Source organism: Photobacterium aquimaris (assembly GCF_002954455.1).
GTDB lineage: Bacteria > Pseudomonadota > Gammaproteobacteria > Enterobacterales > Vibrionaceae > Photobacterium > Photobacterium aquimaris.
The window spans coordinates 560,660-578,868 of record NZ_MSCC01000001.1 but is presented as its reverse complement, the minus strand read 5'-3'; the positions used below and the strand labels follow the sequence as shown (position 1 = coordinate 578,868).

Annotated in this window: 16 protein-coding genes; 10 read left to right on the top strand and 6 right to left on the bottom strand. The window is 40.0% G+C overall.

Translation table 11 applies throughout. The features are described 5' to 3' along the window. Window positions 1-12: 12 nt before the first annotated feature. Entirely contained in the window at window positions 13-474 is a 462-nt protein-coding gene (locus BTN98_RS02495) for an Lrp/AsnC family transcriptional regulator (RefSeq protein ID WP_060997032.1), read from the bottom strand. A gap of 745 nt (window positions 475-1,219) precedes the next feature. Between BTN98_RS02495 and queC the strand changes: the two genes are divergently transcribed. From queC to cydX, 4 genes are all read left to right on the top strand, one after another. Continuing rightward, window positions 1,220-1,918, top strand: coding sequence for a 7-cyano-7-deazaguanine synthase QueC (gene queC / locus BTN98_RS02490; RefSeq protein ID WP_060997033.1), 699 nt, complete (start codon window positions 1,220-1,222; stop codon window positions 1,916-1,918). A gap of 440 nt (window positions 1,919-2,358) precedes the next feature. Continuing rightward, complete coding sequence (locus BTN98_RS02485) at window positions 2,359-3,945, top strand: cytochrome ubiquinol oxidase subunit I (RefSeq protein WP_060997034.1); 1,587 nt, start codon at window positions 2,359-2,361, stop codon at window positions 3,943-3,945. Between the two features lie 18 nt (window positions 3,946-3,963). Next, window positions 3,964-5,100, top strand: coding sequence for a cytochrome d ubiquinol oxidase subunit II (gene cydB, locus BTN98_RS02480; RefSeq protein ID WP_060997035.1), 1,137 nt, complete (start codon window positions 3,964-3,966; stop codon window positions 5,098-5,100). 14 nt (window positions 5,101-5,114) lie between these two features. After that, entirely contained in the window at window positions 5,115-5,222 is a 108-nt protein-coding gene (gene cydX / locus BTN98_RS02475) for a cytochrome bd-I oxidase subunit CydX (RefSeq protein WP_060997036.1), read from the top strand. Window positions 5,223-5,312: 90 nt separating this feature from the next. Here cydX and prmB read toward each other — a convergent pair whose 3' ends face one another. Next, window positions 5,313-6,245: a 50S ribosomal protein L3 N(5)-glutamine methyltransferase gene (gene prmB / locus BTN98_RS02470; RefSeq protein WP_060997037.1), complete on the bottom strand. Its 933-nt coding sequence runs from the start codon at window positions 6,243-6,245 to the stop codon at window positions 5,313-5,315. 53 nt (window positions 6,246-6,298) lie between these two features. On the opposite strand from prmB, the gene smrB reads away from it, so the two are divergent. Further along, complete coding sequence (smrB, locus tag BTN98_RS02465) at window positions 6,299-6,829, top strand: endonuclease SmrB (protein WP_060997038.1); 531 nt, start codon at window positions 6,299-6,301, stop codon at window positions 6,827-6,829. Here the strand turns inward: smrB and BTN98_RS02460 are convergent. Next, window positions 6,826-7,185, bottom strand: a complete 360-nt coding sequence (locus tag BTN98_RS02460) for a hypothetical protein (protein ID WP_060997039.1) — start codon at window positions 7,183-7,185, stop codon at window positions 6,826-6,828. The two genes, smrB and BTN98_RS02460, sit on opposite strands and share 4 nt — an antisense overlap. Before the next feature lie 12 nt (window positions 7,186-7,197). Further along, entirely contained in the window at window positions 7,198-7,671 is a 474-nt protein-coding gene (gene sixA / locus BTN98_RS02455; protein ID WP_060997040.1) for a phosphohistidine phosphatase SixA, read from the bottom strand. Window positions 7,672-7,951: 280 nt separating this feature from the next. On the opposite strand from sixA, the gene BTN98_RS02450 reads away from it, so the two are divergent. After that, window positions 7,952-10,717, top strand: a complete 2,766-nt coding sequence (locus BTN98_RS02450; RefSeq protein ID WP_060997041.1) for an insulinase family protein — start codon at window positions 7,952-7,954, stop codon at window positions 10,715-10,717. Window positions 10,718-10,930: 213 nt separating this feature from the next. Continuing rightward, a complete protein-coding gene (locus BTN98_RS02445) occupies window positions 10,931-11,212 on the top strand; it encodes a hypothetical protein (RefSeq protein ID WP_060997042.1) in 282 nt (93 codons plus the stop codon). 81 nt (window positions 11,213-11,293) lie between these two features. Here the strand turns inward: BTN98_RS02445 and fadJ are convergent, their stop codons facing one another. Together fadJ and fadI are read right to left on the bottom strand one after the other, a co-directional pair. Then, on the bottom strand, window positions 11,294-13,396 hold the full coding sequence (fadJ, locus tag BTN98_RS02440) for a fatty acid oxidation complex subunit alpha FadJ (protein ID WP_060997043.1): 2,103 nt from the start codon (window positions 13,394-13,396) through the stop codon (window positions 11,294-11,296). Next, window positions 13,396-14,706: an acetyl-CoA C-acyltransferase FadI gene (gene fadI, locus BTN98_RS02435; protein WP_060997044.1), complete on the bottom strand. Its 1,311-nt coding sequence runs from the start codon at window positions 14,704-14,706 to the stop codon at window positions 13,396-13,398. Before fadI ends, fadJ begins: the two co-directional genes overlap by 1 nt. A 593-nt stretch (window positions 14,707-15,299) precedes the next feature. Between fadI and BTN98_RS02430 the strand changes: the two genes are divergently transcribed. The 3 genes from BTN98_RS02430 to BTN98_RS02420 all read left to right on the top strand — a co-directional run bounded on the left by BTN98_RS02430 (window position 15,300) and on the right by BTN98_RS02420 (window position 18,092). Continuing rightward, complete coding sequence (locus tag BTN98_RS02430) at window positions 15,300-15,863, top strand: sigma-70 family RNA polymerase sigma factor (protein WP_060997045.1); 564 nt, start codon at window positions 15,300-15,302, stop codon at window positions 15,861-15,863. Further along, window positions 15,856-16,593: a DUF3379 family protein gene (locus BTN98_RS02425; RefSeq protein WP_060997046.1), complete on the top strand. Its 738-nt coding sequence runs from the start codon at window positions 15,856-15,858 to the stop codon at window positions 16,591-16,593. The genes BTN98_RS02430 and BTN98_RS02425 overlap by 8 nt, the downstream gene beginning before the upstream one ends. Window positions 16,594-16,865: 272 nt before the next feature. Continuing rightward, window positions 16,866-18,092 (top strand): outer membrane protein transport protein, encoded by a 1,227-nt coding sequence (locus BTN98_RS02420; RefSeq protein WP_060997047.1) that lies wholly within the window; start codon window positions 16,866-16,868, stop codon window positions 18,090-18,092. Window positions 18,093-18,209: the final 117 nt, after the last annotated feature.

Genomic DNA, 18,209 nt, shown 5'->3' with positions numbered 1-18,209 from the left:
TAAACACCGCATTTAAACAGGCAAGGCAGTGGTATATTTAAGCGGTTCCATTGCAAAGGTGGAAGTCACATTGGTCAGGTCAGAAATAGAAGCCACTAACTTTTTATATAAATTATCAAAAGCCTGCATATCAGCGACTTGTACTTTCATCATATAGTCATACTCTCCCGCCATACGATAAAACTCCATCACTTCAGGAAACTCTGTAACAGTCGATACAAAATGATTAAACCAATCTTTCGAGTGATTGCTGGTTTTTATTTGTACGAAAGCAGTAAATGCGATACCTAATTTGACCGGATCAAGCAAAGCAACCCGTTGACGCAAAATACCATCTTCTTCAAGACGTTTTAGGCGCTTCCAACAAGGTGTGGTTGTTAAATTCACAGCTTCTGCAAGTTCAGCCAATGGCATGGTCGCATCATCTTGTAACAAACGTAATAACGTTCTATCAACACTATCTAAAACTGCCATTCATTCCACCAATTACAACAAAAGGGTAAATACTTACTAAAAAATACCTCTTATTACGCAGAGAGGCAAAAAAAATCATCTATTATGACGATCAGTGTCAGTTTATAGGTATGAATTAACAGTAAACGAGCTTTGATTTGCGCTGTAAAGTGGTAACATTTAATCATACACACCGGAAACAATGATATTTATATCCCATAAAATTAATAACAAATAGGAGGTGGTTCTATTTATAATCTAATAAGGTAGTAACCAATTCTTTTTAACCTTCGAAAAAAGCAGACAAAGAAAAGTTTTCCCCCGTATTTATGTTTACTATATACCCAGTTGCTTCAAGGGAGTTGATTAGGTCAACACTCGATGGATTCGAATTAAGCAAAGAGGTATGACTATGACAGTAAATACCGTACAAGAACAAAATGCTTGGCTCAGTAAGGCAATAAAAGTGATTGAGCTGGTTAACTACAGCGCCAGCTCCCCTATTTAGTATTTGTGTCTTTAAACAAATATGAGTACACGTTAAGCACCCTCTGCACTTCGGTTGCTTAACTGTACACGGATACCATATTTTGTTTATTTTTATGCCGCACTTTCGAGTGCGGCTTTTTTTTATCTACGCTATTTGTGATCACTACTTTTCTATCGTCAACAGCTGGGTTAGCATACCCCTCATGCTAATAACACCATTATTAGTATGCTGTTGTACCGACTGTTTATCGGTAATCACTTATAAAGGATATCCATAATGACAAAAGCCGTTGTTGTTTTCAGTGGTGGCCAAGACTCAACCACTTGCCTAATTCAAGCATTAGCCCACTACGATGAAGTGCACTGTATTACGTTTGATTACGGCCAGCGCCATAAATTAGAGATCGAAATTGCTGAGCATATCGCCAAAGATCTTGGTGTAGCAGCCCATAAAGTCATGGATGTGAGTTTATTAGGCGAGCTTGCAATTAGTTCACTAACCCGTGATAGCATTGCTGTTTCGCATGAATTACAAGCAAATGGCTTACCGAACTCTTTTGTACCTGGACGTAACATTTTATTTTTAACCTTAGCCGGTATTTATACATATCAAATCGGGGCTGAAACGGTGATCACCGGTGTCTGCGAAACCGATTTTTCTGGTTACCCTGATTGCCGCGATGAATTTGTGCGTTCACTTAATCAATCGTTAGTGCTGGGTATGGATCGTCCATTTACTATTGCAACGCCGTTAATGTGGCTGAATAAAGCTGAAACATGGGCGCTGGCTGATCAATATGGCAAATTAGACTATGTTCGTAATCAAACACTGACTTGTTATAATGGTATCGTGGGTGATGGTTGTGGTGATTGCCCATCATGTGATTTACGTCGTGCTGGTTTAGAAGATTACTTACAGCATCAACCAATTGTGATGGCGGCGTTAAAAGAAAAACAAGCACAGCATAAAGCATAAAATATAATTGATTATTAGCTCACTCCATATTTGTTGTATGGGGTGAGTATTAAATATGACACCTCTCCCCACTTATTTAATAACACTTCAGTATTTCTTAACCTCTAATAAATAAAATTCAAATAGTAAAAAACGCCTGCCTTAATATATATTGTTGCTAATTTACATTTGTCGCTGTAATTGATAACACAACCAGTCACTATTAATAAAACACATTACATAACCTATAAAACACGATTTTTAGATTGCAAAATACACGAGTTAATAAAATTAAATAGTGAAAAATTGTTGTTTATAATATATTTCCATTTAATAACGGCTGTTATATTTATAACCATTATTGTTTACAAACAATGATTAGAAATAAATCTAACACCTCGAAATATAATATTAATTTTTAAAGTTTTATAAATTAATATTATAAATAAGGCTTTATTATTATGTTACACGATGTCGTTGATTTATCACGATTTCAGTTTGCATTCACTGCAATGTACCACTTTATATTCGTACCATTAACGCTAGGGATGACGTTCTTATTAGCAATAATGGAGTCAATTTATGTCATAACCGGTAAACAAGTTTACAAAGATATGACTAAATTTTGGGGTAAACTTTTTGCTATTAACTTTGCACTTGGTGTGGCGACAGGTTTAACCTTTGAATTTCAGTTTGGTACTAACTGGGCTTATTATTCTCATTATGTAGGTGATATTTTTGGAGTGCCATTAGCGATTGAAGCTTTAATGGCGTTCTTCTTAGAATCAACCATGATCGGTATGTTCTTTTTTGGTTGGGATCGACTTTCAAAACGCCAGCACCTTACAGTGACATGGCTAGTTGCTTTAGGTTCTAACTTATCAGCATTATTGATCCTTGTTGCCAATGGCTGGATGCAAAATCCGGTTGGAGCACATTTTGATTATCAAACCATGCGAATGGAAATGATCAGCTTCTCAGAAGTTATCTTTAACCCTGTGGCTCAAGTTAAGTTCGTTCACACTGTCGCATCAGGCTATGTCTGTGGCTCAATGTTCGTACTTGGTGTTAGTGCATTTTACATGCTTAAAGGCCGTGATCTTGGCTTTGCGCGTCGCTCATTTACCATTGCTGCCTCTTTTGGATTAATGTCAATTATTGCGGTAATGATACTAGGTGATGAGTCTGGCTATGAGCTTGGTGATGTTCAAAAAACCAAGCTAGCTGCGATTGAAGCTGAATGGCATACCGAACCCGCTCCCGCAGCTTTCACTGCTTTTGGCTTCCCTAACCAAGATAAGATGGAAACTGAATACGCGATTAAGATTCCATATTTAATGGGGATTATCGCAACTCGTTCACTGGATACTCAGGTGACGGGTATTAGTGATCTCAAAAAACAACATGAAGCACGTATTCGTAACGGTATGGTTGCCTATGGGTTACTGCAAAAATTACGTTCCGGTGATAAAAACCCAACCGATATCGCCGCCTTTAATGAAGTAAAAGGTGACTTAGGTTATGGGCTGTTATTGAAGCCTTACACTAACAACGTTGTTGATGCGACACCAGAGCAAATTCAACAAGCGACTAATGACTCTATACCGCGTGTATGGCCGTTATTCTTTAGCTTCCGAATTATGGTTGGGGCAGGCTTCTTAATGTTTGCCATTGTTGCCGCTGCATTTTTTCAATCGTGTCGTCATAAGATTACTTCCAATAAGTGGATTCTTAAAGCAGCACTTTATGGCATCCCTTTGCCGTGGATTGCGATTGAAGCGGGTTGGTTTGTGGCTGAATATGGTCGTCAACCATGGGCTATTGGTGAAATCCTACCGGTAAATATGGCGGCATCTCACTTAGTACCATCACAACTATGGTTCTCACTGTCATTAATTATTGTGCTTTATTCTTTGTTCTTTATTGCAGAGGCCTATCTAATGACGAAATTCGCTCGTTTAGGTCCAAGCAGTTTAAAGACCGGTCGTTATCATTTTGAACAACCGAATAATGCCAAAGATGCGCTAACACATCAGGTTGAAGCATAAGCAGGGAGACACAAATTAATGTTTGATTATGAAAGCTTACGAGTTATCTGGTGGGTATTAATTGGTGTGTTATGCATCGGTTTTGCAATTACTGATGGCTTTGATATGGGTGTTGGTATGTTGTCGCCATTTATTGGTAAGACTGATAGCGAACGCCGCGTAATGATTAATGCCATTGCACCACACTGGGACGGTAACCAAGTATGGCTTATCACCGCCGGTGGTGGCTTATTTGCAGCATGGCCATTAGTTTACGCAACAGTATTCTCTGGTTTTTATGTGGTGCTTATCTTGGCATTAGCATCATTGTGGTTACGCCCATTAGGGTTTGATTACCGCTCTAAACTACCGAATAGCCAATGGCGTAATCTGTGGGATAAAGCGATCTTTGTCGGTAGTATTGTGCCACCGATTGTTTTTGGTATCGTGTTTGGTAACCTAATGCAAGGTGTACCATTTGAGCTTAATAAATTTATGATTTCGACTTATCATGGGTCGTTTTATCAATTATTAAACCCATTTGCGTTATTATGCGGTGGTGTTAGTTTACTGATGATCATCACTCAAGGTGCTACATTCCTGCAATTGAAAACCACGGCAGCTATTCATAGCCGCGCACGTAAAATTGCCGTTATTTCGGCGATCTTAATGGCAATATTATTTGTTATTGCGGGTTTTGTTGCTCAAGGTATTAATGGTTATGTAATCACATCTCAAGTATTACCTAATGCCGCATCCGATCCTTTAACCAAAGAAGTTGTTCGTCAACTAGGTGGGTTATTCTCTAATTACCATAACCATCCTATATTGTGGATCGCGCCAATACTTGCTGTAGTAATGCCATTATTAACCGCAGTATGTTCACGTGCTGATCGTGGTGGCTTTGCTTTCTTATGTTCAAGTCTAACGGCTGTCGGCGTAGTGTTAACGTTTGGGTTTGCAACCTTCCCATTCATTATGCCGTCAAGCCTAGATCCAAATGTTAGTTTGACTCTTTGGGACGCAACCTCATCAGAATACACATTACATATCATGACTATTGTTGCGTTTGTAATGGTACCTGTGATCTTGGCGTACACCTCATGGTGTTACTACAAAATGTTTGGTCGTCTTGATACCAAATATATCGAAGACAATAAGACGTCACTGTACTAAGGAATAAACACACAATGTGGTATTTAGCGTGGTTTTTAGGTATTTTGCTCGCATGTTCATTTGCGATAATTAATGCCTTATGGCTTGAACAAGACACCAGTGATGATGAATTAATTAAGTAATTCTAAGTTCACAAACATAAAAAAAATCAGCCATAATCTATGGCTGATTTTTTATTGTTGGTATTAGCATTGATTAATGCTTGGTGTTAATTAATCGCGGTAAAGAGCAAAATCTTCTGCGCAATCAACTAACTGTTCACGGGTTAACATAAACACGCCGTGACCACCATTAGCAAACTCTAACCACAAGAATGGAATATGCGGGTATTGCTCTTCCATGTGGATCATTGAGTTACCAACTTCACAAATCAAAATACCATTATCTTTCAGGTAATCTGGTGCATTAGCAAGAATACGACGAACCAATTTTAGACCATCACTGCCCGCGGCTAAACCTAGCTCTGGCTCATGACGGAACTCTTCTGGTAGGCTGTCCATATCTTCTTGGTCAACATACGGCGGATTGGTTACAATAAGATCGTATTTATCTTTTGGTATATCTCGTAAAAGATCAGAACGAAGCGGAATCACTTGCTGCTCAAGACCATGATCCGTTATATTCTGTTCAGCAACAGCCAATGCATCTGTCGAAATATCAACAATATCAACTTCTGCTTCAGGGAACATGTGCGCACAAGCTATACCGATGCAACCACTTCCCGTACACAGATCCATGATCCGTGTTGGTTCTTGTTGTAAAAAGGGTTCAAAACGGTTTTCAATGAGCTCGCCAATTGGTGAACGTGGCACAAGTACACGCTCATCAACGAAGAACTCCATACCGCAAAAGTAGGCAACATTCGTTAAATATGAAACAGGTGTACGTTCATTGATTCGACGCATAACACGTTCAACAATGCGATGACGCTCACTGCTTGTTAAACGAGAATTACGCACTTCCGGTGGAACATCCAACGGTAAGTAAACTGTCGGTAGTACCAGTTGCACAGCTTCATCCCATGCATTGTCTGTACCATGACCGTAAAATAGGCCAGCAGCATTAAAACGGCTTACCGTCCAACGTAGCATGTCCTGCAATGTGTGAAGTTCGCTGACAGCTTCGTCGACAAAAATCTTATCCAAAATAGCCTCCGATAAACGCTACAATACCACTATATAATTGTTGGAATTTCATTATGAGTAACAAAGATTCACAGCTTGAAGATGATTTCAATCTCTTCAAGGCAGAGGTAAAAGGCGTAAAAAAGTTCACGCATGATACCATAATCACGCCACGTCAACAGAACTCTAAAGCGGATAAAGCAAAAGTGATGGGCAAAGAGACCCAAAATCATGAGTTTTATTTCTCGGATGAGTTTGAGCCTCATCTTAGTGACACCGGCCCTACGCAATATGCGCGTACAGGTGTGTCTAAATATGAAGTGAAAAAGCTTCGTCGTGGAGTATATGTTCCTGATATTTACTTAGATATGCATGGAATGACGCAGCAGGAAGCAAAGCGTGAGTTAGCGGCAATGATTGCAGCTTGTATCAAAGAACACGTGTCATGTGCTTGTGTTATGCATGGTATCGGTAAACATATACTCAAACAAAAAGCACCAATGTGGTTAGCCCAGCATCCAGATGTGATGGCATTTCACCAAGCTCCACTAGAATTTGGTGGCGCAGGATCATTATTGGTGTTAATTGATATTCCTGAACGCTAGTATTTTGGTTTTACCATATGACCCACGTTCACTACTTTACCATGGTTAAATAACGTCACTTCTCCTGTCTCACAGATTTTTAGGCGTTTTTTAACCGCGGTTTCAACGTAAAAATATTCACAATTATCATTACGGGCACTATCAATTCGCGCAAAAATAACCAAGCGCAGCGCACCGACCTCATTGGAATAGTTAGCAAAAGTTAAGCTACTACCCGTTTGTGAGACATGCATCCCCTCGGTACGTCCATCAGACCACTTCACCATACCGTTAGCAGCAATTCGAACTGGCTCACCAACACTGCAGCCAGCCACAAGCAAGACGCTTATTGCGGTTACTATTCCTAATTTAGTCATGGTGATTATCCATTATTTATGAGGTTGATGTTGCCATAACAAGGTGCTGGTTCCTGTTTGTGGATCATAGTCAATCGCGGCAATCGCAGAAGTTAAAAACATTGGCGGTTGTAAACCTGCGACCAATTCTGCAGTTAGATAGCCGACTATTGGCAAATGTGAAATAAATAATAACGATTGTGGTTGCTCAGTTTCAATGGTGGCCTGAATATATTCAGCCACTGTTTCAGCATCACCGTAGGGCGTAATATCCTCAACACTGTCAACTCGCATTGGTGACGGTAAGGTATTTGCCATTGCTTGCCACGTTTGTTGTGCACGTAAATACGGACTAACCCAAACATGATCCAACTCGCCATTCAAATGTGATGCGAGTAATGTCGCCATTTGCTGTGATTGAGCAATACCGCGCGCGGTTAATGGGCGCTCAGCATCACTGGCTGCAAAATTTTCGGCTTCGCCGTGACGCATAATATATATTTGCATAGATATTCCGATAACCTCAGTTAAACAATCGCCATAGCCACTCTGCTATTTGTTGGAGTGGGTCGATCATTATTACATGGTTTGATTATTGGTATAACCAAAGAGTTTTAATTCTGTGGCTAAGCCTACTATTTAACGACTTAATTGATTAAGTAATGACTAATTCATCAATTTGTTAACAAAAATGCGACTTATACTTCATCTAATCGCATCTTCAATTTGCCAGCCTTAATATTGAACGTCATACTTACTCTAATTCCCTCTAAAATAGGCTCTTCCTGTGCATACTAGCCCTAACGATCATAAGCAGTATCGCTACCTTACTTTAGCGAACGAACTTCGAGTACTGCTCGTTCATGATGCTGAAGCGCCTCGCTCTGCTGCTGCATTGTCAGTCGAGATTGGTCACTTTGATGATCCCATCGACCGTCAAGGCATGGCGCATTTTCTTGAGCATATGCTCTTTCTTGGCACTGAAAAATACCCACGTATCGGTGAATTCCAAACTTTCATTAACCGCAATGGCGGCAGTAATAATGCTTGGACTGGCACTGAAAACACCACCTTTTTCTTTGAAATCAGTCCTCATGGTTTTGAAGAGGGCTTAGATCGTTTCGGTCAATTTTTTACCGCACCATTATTTAATGAAGATGCGGTTGATAAAGAACGTCAAGCTGTTGATTCTGAATACAAATTAAAAATAAAAGACGATGTACGTCGTTTATATCAAGTTCAAAAAGAAACCATCAATCAAGCCCACCCTTTTGCCAAGTTCTCGGTTGGTGATCTGACTACCCTTGATGACCGTAATGGCCAATCAGTGCGTGACGATTTATTGGCTTTCTATCATCAACATTATTCTGCTGATGTGATGGGACTGGTACTATTAGGCCCACAATCGCTGGATGAGTTAGAGCACTACACTCAAGATTTCTTTAGTAAAATCCCTAATGCTACCACTAAAAAAGTAGCAATCGACGTGCCATTTGTTACTGAAAACGAGTGTCAGAAGTTCATTCAAATTGAACCTATTAAAGAATTGCGTAAGTTAACATTATCGTTTGCAATGCCTTCGGTTGACGAGCACTATCAAATCAAGCCGTTATCTTACCTTGCCCATTTACTGGGTAATGAAGGTAGCGGCAGTTTAATGGCGATTTTGAAACAGCGCGGCTTGATCAATACCCTAACCGCTGGCGGTGGCGTGAGTGGTAATAATTTCCGTGAATTTACCATAGGCTTAAATTTAACCCCTAAAGGCCAGCAACACACCGATGAAATCGTACAATGTGTGTTTGCTTTCATTGCGTTAATAAAGCAACAAGGGTTAAACAGTTGGCGTTATCAAGAAAAGAAATCGGTGCTAGAGATGGCATTTCGTTATCAAGAGAAAAGCCGTCCACTTGATACCGTCAGTTATTTAGTCATGAACCTGCTGCATTACAACGCCGAAGATATTATCTATGGCGACTATATGATGGAAGGCTACGATCAAGATTTACTTGAGCAATTATTAGCCTATTTTAGCGTCAGTAATATGCGCCTTACATTAGTGGCACAAGGTGGTCATTACGACCGCGTCGCCGCTTGGTATGATACCCCTTACTCAGTAACGCCATTCACAGCACAGCAAGTAGAAATGTGGACCAATATTAGCCTTGATACAGAGCTATTATTGCCTGAGCCTAATATTTATTTATGCGAAAAATTTGAGCCATTAGCCCTTGAGGCAGGATCTGAATTACCACCACAATTAATTCAAGATCTGCCAGGGTTTAGATTATGGCATAAACAAGAACATGATTTTCGTGTGCCAAAAGGCATTGTTTATGTCGCGATTGATAGCCCACATGCGGTAAGTTCTACTACCAATATTGTCAAAACACGGTTGTGTGTCGAGCTACTATTAGAAGCTATCAATGAATCGGCTTACCCTGCTGAAATTGCAGGCATGTCTTACAATCTTTATGCCCATCAAGGCGGCGTAACGCTGCAACTTTCAGGATTTAGTGAAAAACAACCACAGTTAATGCAGCTGATTTTAGAGCATTTTAAAAACCGTAATTTTACCCAACAACGATTTGATAATATCAAAGCACAAATGCTACGTAATTGGCGTAATGCGGCGGAAGATAAACCAATTTCACAATTGTTTAATCAATTAACGGGCTTATTACAGCCAAATAACCCGCCTTATCCGCACCTAATTGAAGCGCTAGAAACCATTACTATCGATCAACTGCCGCCATTTGTTGAAGCGATGTTTGCAGAACTGCATATTGATACGTTTGTGTATGGTAACTGGATTAAAAAAGATGCATTGGCACTGGCTGAAACACTCAAAGATGCGTTTCGCGTCACCGACCAATTATATGGTGAGTCACAACGCCCATTAGTGCATATAGAAAATAGCGGTACATTAACTTATGAATTAGATTGTAATCATGAAGACTCGGCTATCTTAATGTATTACCAGTCACGCCAAACAACACCCAAAAAAATTGCGATTTATACCCTCGCAAACCATTTAATGTCGACCACGTTTTTCCATGAATTACGTACGAAGCAACAACTCGGTTATATGGTGGGTACAGGCAATTTACCGTTAAATCGTCACCCTGGATTGATCTTATATATTCAGTCGCCAGTCGCTGAGCCAAGTTACTTGTCAGATGCCATTGATGACTTTACTAATGCCTTTGCGTTGGTGCTTTTAGAGCTTAATGAAGCCCAATGGCAAGCAAGCAAAACAGGATTAATTGCACAAATATCAGAACCAGATACTAACCTTCGAGCGCGAGCACAACGATTCTGGGTCAGCATTGGTAATAAAGATGAGCACTTTAATCAGCGTCAATTAGTGATTGAGAAGCTAAAACAATTAAGCCGTGCCGATATGATTAAGTTTATTGTTGATACTGTTAAACCTAGAACGGCAAATCGGCTGGTAATGTATTACACCGGTAAAACACATCAAGGTGCAGAGCCGTTAACCATAGGTCAACCGATTGAATCTATAGAAATTTTCCAGAAAAACGCTTACTAAATAAAAAACCCTATTTATATTGAATGAATGGGGTTTTATTTTAACAGCTAACATTTAAGTAGTTTTATTATGATAAAAAACACTTTCATAACATTTCAGTAGCTAAATAACAGTCCTCATAAGCATAATAATCATTATAAACATATTGCCATTATTGCAGAGACATACGGCATTAATTGCAAATAGCATTAAATTGATTAGAAGAGGATCGCCGTGACTCAACGATGTCCGCACTGCCAAATTGAAATAGATGCACCCAAGCTAAATACATACGAAGATAACTTTGTTTGTCCCCATTGCGCCGCTACGTTATCTCATAACCAAATTGATATCTTTTTTTATGCCTTTTGCTTTATTGCATTAGTTTCATTGCTACTGATCACTATTGGCCACGTTAACACCTTTATTGCGCTAGTCGTCGCTGCGGTGAGCTATCATTTCTGTCGTGGTAAGCTATTTGAGTCTCGCTTCCGTTTAATTCGCTGTACCTTTTAACATTCTCCATTACAGCTAATCAACACTCACAAAAAGCCTGCATTAAAGCAGGCTTTTTTTGTGAGTGTTGATTATAACAGCTTAATAAAACCGTTGCTGGGCTTGTGCCATCTCAAGCAAATAATCACAAGGTACAAAACGCTCACCATAAAGATCGCTGTATTCACGCATCATATCGACTACTAAATCGATGCCTAAATGATCCATATAACTAAATGGTCCACCAAGGAATGGTGGAAAACCGATACCAAATATCGCGCCAATATCACCATCTCGCGCTGATTTTATCACCCCTTCATTTAAACAACGTGCAGCTTCGTTCAACATCATTAGAGTACAACGAACTGCAATATCAACTTCGGTTAATTGTTGCTGCGGCTCAACCCCTAATAAGGTATATACCGATTTGTCAACTTCTTTATTTTTGGTGTTATACAAATAGAAGCCTTTACCACTTTTACGCCCCTTACGGCCATCTTGCTGTAACCATTCAAACATGGCTGGTGTAGCAAAACGTTCGCCTAGCTCAGCGGCTAAAATTGGACTAATTTTGGCACCGATATCGACCCCAACTTCATCAAGTAGGGTAATTGGCCCGACAGGAAAGCCAAAGTTAAGTAACGCGTTATCAATATGTTCAATCGGCTCACCAGCCAATAATAGCTGCGCGGCTTCATTCATATAAGGCGCAAGAATACGGTTAACGTAAAAACCGGCTTTATCCGCGACTACAATTGGGGTTTTACCTTGCTTTTTGGCTAATGCTACTACGGTTGCAATCGTCGAATCTGACGTTGTTGCATGGGGAATAACTTCAACTAACGGCATTTTTTCAACCGGACTGAAATAATGTAAACCAATAACATTTTCAGGACGTTGTGCCTTTTCAGCAATTTTATGAATCGGGATCGACGATGTGTTAGTAGCAAAAATGGTCTTTTCTGAAGTATTGACTTCGATTTCTTGAACCATCTTTTGTTTAAGTTCAACATCTTCAAATACCGCTTCAATCACCACATCAACATGCTTCACGCCGCGATAATCTATGCTGCCACTAATACGTAACATTTGCTGTTGTAGTTGGGGCTTACTAATAATGCGTCGCTGACGTTGCTTATTCAAAATAGCGTAGTTGTACGCTAATGCATGTTGAATCCCATCATTAGTAATATCTTTAATTCGCACCGCATAGCCGGCTTTAATTGCCGATACATGCGCAATACCTCCACCCATTAAACCGCCACCAAGTATTGCGACTCGATTAATTGGGTTGGGTTTAGCCGCTGCGCCCAGTTCTTTTTTCATTGCAGTAGTCGCAAAGAAGATATTCCGTAATGCACGCGATTCAGCGGTCATCACTAACTCACCAAATACCTTAGCTTCTTGCTCTAACCCTTGCTCAATACCTTTTTCTAAACCGTATTTTACCGTATCTAAAATCGCATCAATGGCAGGATAACAACCGCGCGCTTTTTGTTGGGCTTTTTTAGTGGCTTGCTCAAACACTACACTGCGGCCAAAAGCATTACCCGCCATCGCCCAATCTTGAAATGAATGAGAACGTATCGGTTTTGGCGTTAACGCAACTTGCTCCGCGGCGTATAATAAAATACTTTGCGGAACCATTTGATCAACCAGCCCTTTTTTCAATGCTTGTTTGGCGCGAAGTTGTTTACCGGTTAGGATCAACTCTAAACTATGTGCGACACCAATCAGGCGCGGTAAACGTTGAGTACCACCAGAACCCGGTAATAAGCCTAATTGCACTTCTGGCAAACCAAGACGGGTTATTGGATCATCGCTACAAATACGGCTATGACACGCTAAAGCAAGCTCTAACCCACCGCCTAAACACGGTCCGTGAATAGCTGCCACAACGTGAATTGGTAAGTCTTCTAATGCAGAAAACAGCTGTTGGCCCTTAATAGCTAAAGCTTCGGCTTCAGCGGCGGTTTCGCAGTTAGCCAACATATTAATATCTGCACCTGCAATAAAATTGTCGGCTTTACCGGAATACACCACTAACCCTTTAAGATCAGTATGGGTACTTAATTGTGTTAACACTGCACTGATTTGATCAGCAAAAGCGGCTTGCAGTGTATTCATTTTTTCATTGGCAACATCAATTTTAAGCCAACCAATGCCATTATCACCAAACGATAAACTAAATGCTGATTGAGTCATTATTCTGCCTCCAAAATCATTGCTGCGCCAAGACCACCTGCTGCACAGGCGGTATTTAATGCAAAACCACCACCACGCCGTTTTAATTCATGTAACGTTTGAGTGATCATTCTTGCACCAGTGGCTGCAAATGGGTGCCCATAAGCAATCGAACCACCAAGCACATTAAATTTATCCATATCAATGTCACCAATGGCATGATCCCGACCTAATTTTTGCTTGGCAAAGCGGTTAGAGCCAAACATTTTAACGTTGGCTAAAGTTTGCGCAGCAAAAGCCTCATGCATATCAATCAGAGTTAAATCAGTTAAGTTTAATCCTGCGCGTTCAAGTGCCAGTGGGCTCGCATAAGCGGGCCCCATTAGCATATCTTCAACAACATCAATCGCAGCAAAAGCATAAGAACGAATATAGCCGAGCGGAGTTAAGCCTAATGCTTTAGCTCGCCCTTCACGCATCAACAATATCGCCGCAGCGCCATCGGTTAATGGGGTCGAGTTTGCTGCAGTAACACTGCCATACAAATGATCAAAAGCCGGATTAAGTTTGGCGTATGCTGCCAATGTGGAGTCTTGACGAATATTATTATCTTGAGCAAGCCATTGTTGATAAGGGGCTGGAAATGCGGTCATGACTTCATTAGTCAGTAAACCATCACGCCATGCTTGCGCTGCTAAAATATGTGAACGGTGGGCAAAGGCATCTTGCTCTTCGCGACTAATGGCGTGACTTTTTGCCATTTGCTCTGCGGTTTGACCCATACTTAGGCCGGTCGAATATTCGGCAACAGCAGGAGGAACAGGCATTAAATCTTTCACCCCTAATGCACTGATTAACTTCAATCGAGCAGGCATGGTTTTGGCTTTACTTAGTGCAAGTAATGTCGCTGCCATTTTTTTACTAACGCCAATCGGTAACAAAGAGGTTGAATCAGCACCACCTGCGATACCAATATCAATCGTCCCTGCCATAATACTTTCAGTGACATTAACTGCCGCCTGAAAACTGGTTGCGCAAGCACGGGTTACACTATAAGCATCGGTATGAATGTTCATACCGGTACCCAGTACAATTTCACGAGCAATATTCGGGACTTCAGGTGTTTGTACGACCTGACCAAATACAACTTGTTCAATTAACTGCGGATCAAAATCAGCAACTTGCAGCATTTCATTAACGGCTATTTTGCCTAAATCAAGGGCAGATAAACGCTCAAAGACTGTTGATTGACGTGCGAATGGTGTCCGTAATCCACTAACAATAGCAATACGTTCACCGTTACGTGTGGTGATATTTTGAAGACCCGACATCGCAACTCCTTGTCACAATTATAATTAACCTTTAAATCAAGGTCAGACCACACAATTGTAACTATAAAGTTATAAAAATAAAGCTTTTGTTTAAATATGATTATTAAATGGTTTTTTAAGTAAAAAATATCGACATTAACAACGGTTGTAATATAAAAACAACCAATGCTATTTCTATGTAGGATTGATAATAAAAATAATCGCCACTCAATATTTAGGCAAAAAAAAACCACACCCGTAGGTATGGTTAGAATTCACGCCGAAAATAATCAATCAACGTAATAAAATAATCAATTAACATAAAGCCAATTGCAAATCAGGAAAAACCTGATAGGAGAAAGTAAAGTCAGCCTTCAAAAGGAAGTTGTCATCTTGCTCAACAGATGGTGTTAACTATTATTAAGTCATAGACCTAATAATAATTTCAACCATCAGATGACGCGACAACTATAACCTACCGTTAAAAACAGAATTTGAACCAGATCAATTTTAGTGCGGTTTATAGAGTCTAAAACACAAAAAAACACAGACATTACTTAAAAGTTATCAGATGGCATCGTTTATTGATGCAATAACGCTAAACAGGCACATCAATGATAAAAAATATTTTTAGAAACAAAAAGTCTTCTGCCTCGGTCTGTTTAAATATGAACAAACAAAAACGTTATGAAGCACTTGTTAGAGCGTGGCATCAAGATTTATATCGCTATGCTTATTGGCTATGCCACGACCCTCATATTGCCGAAGATTTAGTGCAAGAAACATGTCTGCGCGCCTGGAAATCACTTGATAACTTACAAGATGATAACGCAGCCAAAGCATGGCTAATCACTATTCTACGGCGTGAGAATGCACGTCGATTTGAACGCAAACAATTTGATTTAGTGGATATTGATGATCATCATATTGCAGACACTAATCCCAGCGTTGAAATGGACACCGAACAATATTTATTACAGCGATTAATCATGAAACTAACACCTGAATATCGAGAACCGCTGATTCTACAAGTGATGGCAGGGTTTAACGGTGATGAAATCGCAGGGATTCTAAATCTTAATCGCAATACGGTAATGACACGGCTATTTCGTGCTCGTAATCAATTAAAAGAACAACTCGAAAAAAAACCGACTCAACGGGGGAATCATAATGGATGATCTAGAATTTCGTCGCCGCTTACTGGCTGATCCTAATGATAATAATCCAGAACTGATTAAAACCAAAAATCAGTCCACCGCTAATCGTCATTTCTCTAATGAATTGCAACAGTTAGATCAACAATTAAAACAAGCCTTGAAGGTTGAGATACCCAATAACCTTGCTGATAGGATTCTATTTCATCAATCAAGTCAGGCACAACCACCAAAACAATCTCATTATAAGCGTTATATTTCATACGGATTGGCAGCATCAGTGATGTTTATGATCGGGGTAATCGTAGGACAACAATATCATTTTTCTCCTTTGCCCCCTACGCAACACGTCTATACTCCAGCATCAATGTCTAGTATCGCTTTACAGCACGTAAACGCTGAAGCGCAATTTGTTAACCACACCGATGAAGCGGTAACCTTGCAGCAAGTTAATGCAAAATTGAAACCTTTTGGTACCAGTATGAATCAACTACCTGGCCATATTTATTATCTTAATTATTGTGGTTTTGATGGCAACCGAGCTTTGCATATGGTTGTAGGTACAGATAAAGGAAAAATGACGGTCTTTATCGTGCCGCAAACAAGTTCACAAATGGCGACAGATAGCGACAGTACTAATCAAAGTTTATTATTACCTCTGCAAGATGCTAGCTTAATTGTGGTGGGTGACAAAGGTGAAAAGCTGATGCCAATCGCCGAAAAACTCAAATCTGAGCTCTATTGGCAAATCTAGCTCAATAAATCCCTTCGATATCCAGCTAAAAATTCGATATTGGTAATTAAGTATCGATTTTTAGCTGCGATTTATAGTACCAATTGTAACGAAAACAGCAATAAATCAGCGTAAAATGATACCAAATGAACTCAAATGTTCGCTATACCGTATTTTTTACTGTCTAGATGACTGGTCAGCTTTGATAGTACCGTTTCCCCCCCTACAATCGTCGCCAATCAGTCATATATAGACTGGAATAATAAATATAAATACATGATCAGGAATCATAAATGAATAAGAAGCAGATATTCACGCGTTCAGTAATTACTGTTGCTATCGCTGTTGCATCGTCACAAACAATGGCTGCCGGCTTTCAGCTGAATGCTCAATCAGCTACCGGACTTGGTCGCGCATTCTCAGGTGATGGTGTTATTGCAGATAACGCATCAACTATGGCTAAAAACCCTGCATCAATGGCACTGTTTGATGCCCCTGCATTATCGTTAGGTGTGATTGCTATCAATACTGATGTGCATGTTAAAAACACTGAAAGTGCAATGACGATTGGTAACCACACATTGCCATCAACTGCTATTGCTGACGCATCTATTGGTGGCACTAGCTACGCACCAAACATCTACTACATTCAACCGATTAACGATAAATTTTCTGTAGGTGCTTCGCTGTATTCAAACTTTGGTACTAAAACTGAATTTAAAGACGGTTATAAAGCCGATCTTTTCGGTGGTTTAACTGATGTTAAAAGCGTTAACTTAGGACTAAGTGCTGCTTACCGCATCAACCAACACTTTAGCGTGGGTGGTGGTTTAGACATTATTCATGGTAGCGGTAAACTGCAACGTGGTAATGCACAAGCACTGAATATCGATGCTGATGGTATTGCATTAGGTTACAACCTTGGTGCTATTTATGAATACAATCAAAATAACCGTTTTGGTTTATCTTACCGTTATAGCCCAACACTAAAAGCAAAAGGCGATATTCATTATAAAGGCGACAACCTAAGTAATGAAAAACTCATCATGCCATTACCTGATATGGTTGAGTTTTCTGGCTTTAACAAGCTTAACGATAAATTTGCAGTGCATTACAGTGTGCAATGGATCCGTTGGAGTGAGTTTGATAATTTAGCCACAACGGGTGACTCTTTTACTAAGCCTTACCAATGGCAAGATAGCTGGCACTACTCTGTTGGTGGTACTTATTACCTCAACAACGATTGGACATTACGTGCGGGTTACATGCATGACACCAGTGCTCAAGGTAAGTTAACATCAATTTCAGTACCAGATTCTGATCGTAACTGGTTATCAGGCGGCTTTAGCTACCACCTTGACAGCAAATCAACTATTGATTTCGGTCTGACCTACTTAATCGGTGAAGATGTTAAGGTAAATGAAACTCAGCCATTACTACCTGGCGTGAGTACATCAGTTGCTGCAACCACTCGTGCTAATGCTTGGTTATATGGTCTACAGTACAGCCGTTCATTCTAATTTGAGCGTACACTGATTACTTCTTCTAAAAAAGAAGCCGCGGTGGCTTCTTTTTTATATCGAAAAAATATCAATCAATGCATTTCCACTCACTAACGCCCTAAAAAATCGCATAAT

Coding starts and splice junctions, on each gene's coding strand:
- BTN98_RS02495 (WP_060997032.1), bottom strand. CDS start 474: ATGGCAGTTTTAGATAGTGTTGATAGAACGTTATTACGTTTGTTACAA.
- queC (WP_060997033.1), top strand. CDS start 1,220: ATGACAAAAGCCGTTGTTGTTTTCAGTGGTGGCCAAGACTCAACCACT.
- BTN98_RS02485 (WP_060997034.1), top strand. CDS start 2,359: ATGTTACACGATGTCGTTGATTTATCACGATTTCAGTTTGCATTCACT.
- cydB (WP_060997035.1), top strand. CDS start 3,964: ATGTTTGATTATGAAAGCTTACGAGTTATCTGGTGGGTATTAATTGGT.
- cydX (WP_060997036.1), top strand. CDS start 5,115: ATGTGGTATTTAGCGTGGTTTTTAGGTATTTTGCTCGCATGTTCATTT.
- smrB (WP_060997038.1), top strand. CDS start 6,299: ATGAGTAACAAAGATTCACAGCTTGAAGATGATTTCAATCTCTTCAAG.
- BTN98_RS02460 (WP_060997039.1), bottom strand. CDS start 7,185: ATGACTAAATTAGGAATAGTAACCGCAATAAGCGTCTTGCTTGTGGCT.
- sixA (WP_060997040.1), bottom strand. CDS start 7,671: ATGCAAATATATATTATGCGTCACGGCGAAGCCGAAAATTTTGCAGCC.
- fadJ (WP_060997043.1), bottom strand. CDS start 13,396: ATGACTCAATCAGCATTTAGTTTATCGTTTGGTGATAATGGCATTGGT.
- fadI (WP_060997044.1), bottom strand. CDS start 14,706: ATGTCGGGTCTTCAAAATATCACCACACGTAACGGTGAACGTATTGCT.
- BTN98_RS02430 (WP_060997045.1), top strand. CDS start 15,300: ATGATAAAAAATATTTTTAGAAACAAAAAGTCTTCTGCCTCGGTCTGT.
- BTN98_RS02425 (WP_060997046.1), top strand. CDS start 15,856: ATGGATGATCTAGAATTTCGTCGCCGCTTACTGGCTGATCCTAATGAT.
- BTN98_RS02420 (WP_060997047.1), top strand. CDS start 16,866: ATGAATAAGAAGCAGATATTCACGCGTTCAGTAATTACTGTTGCTATC.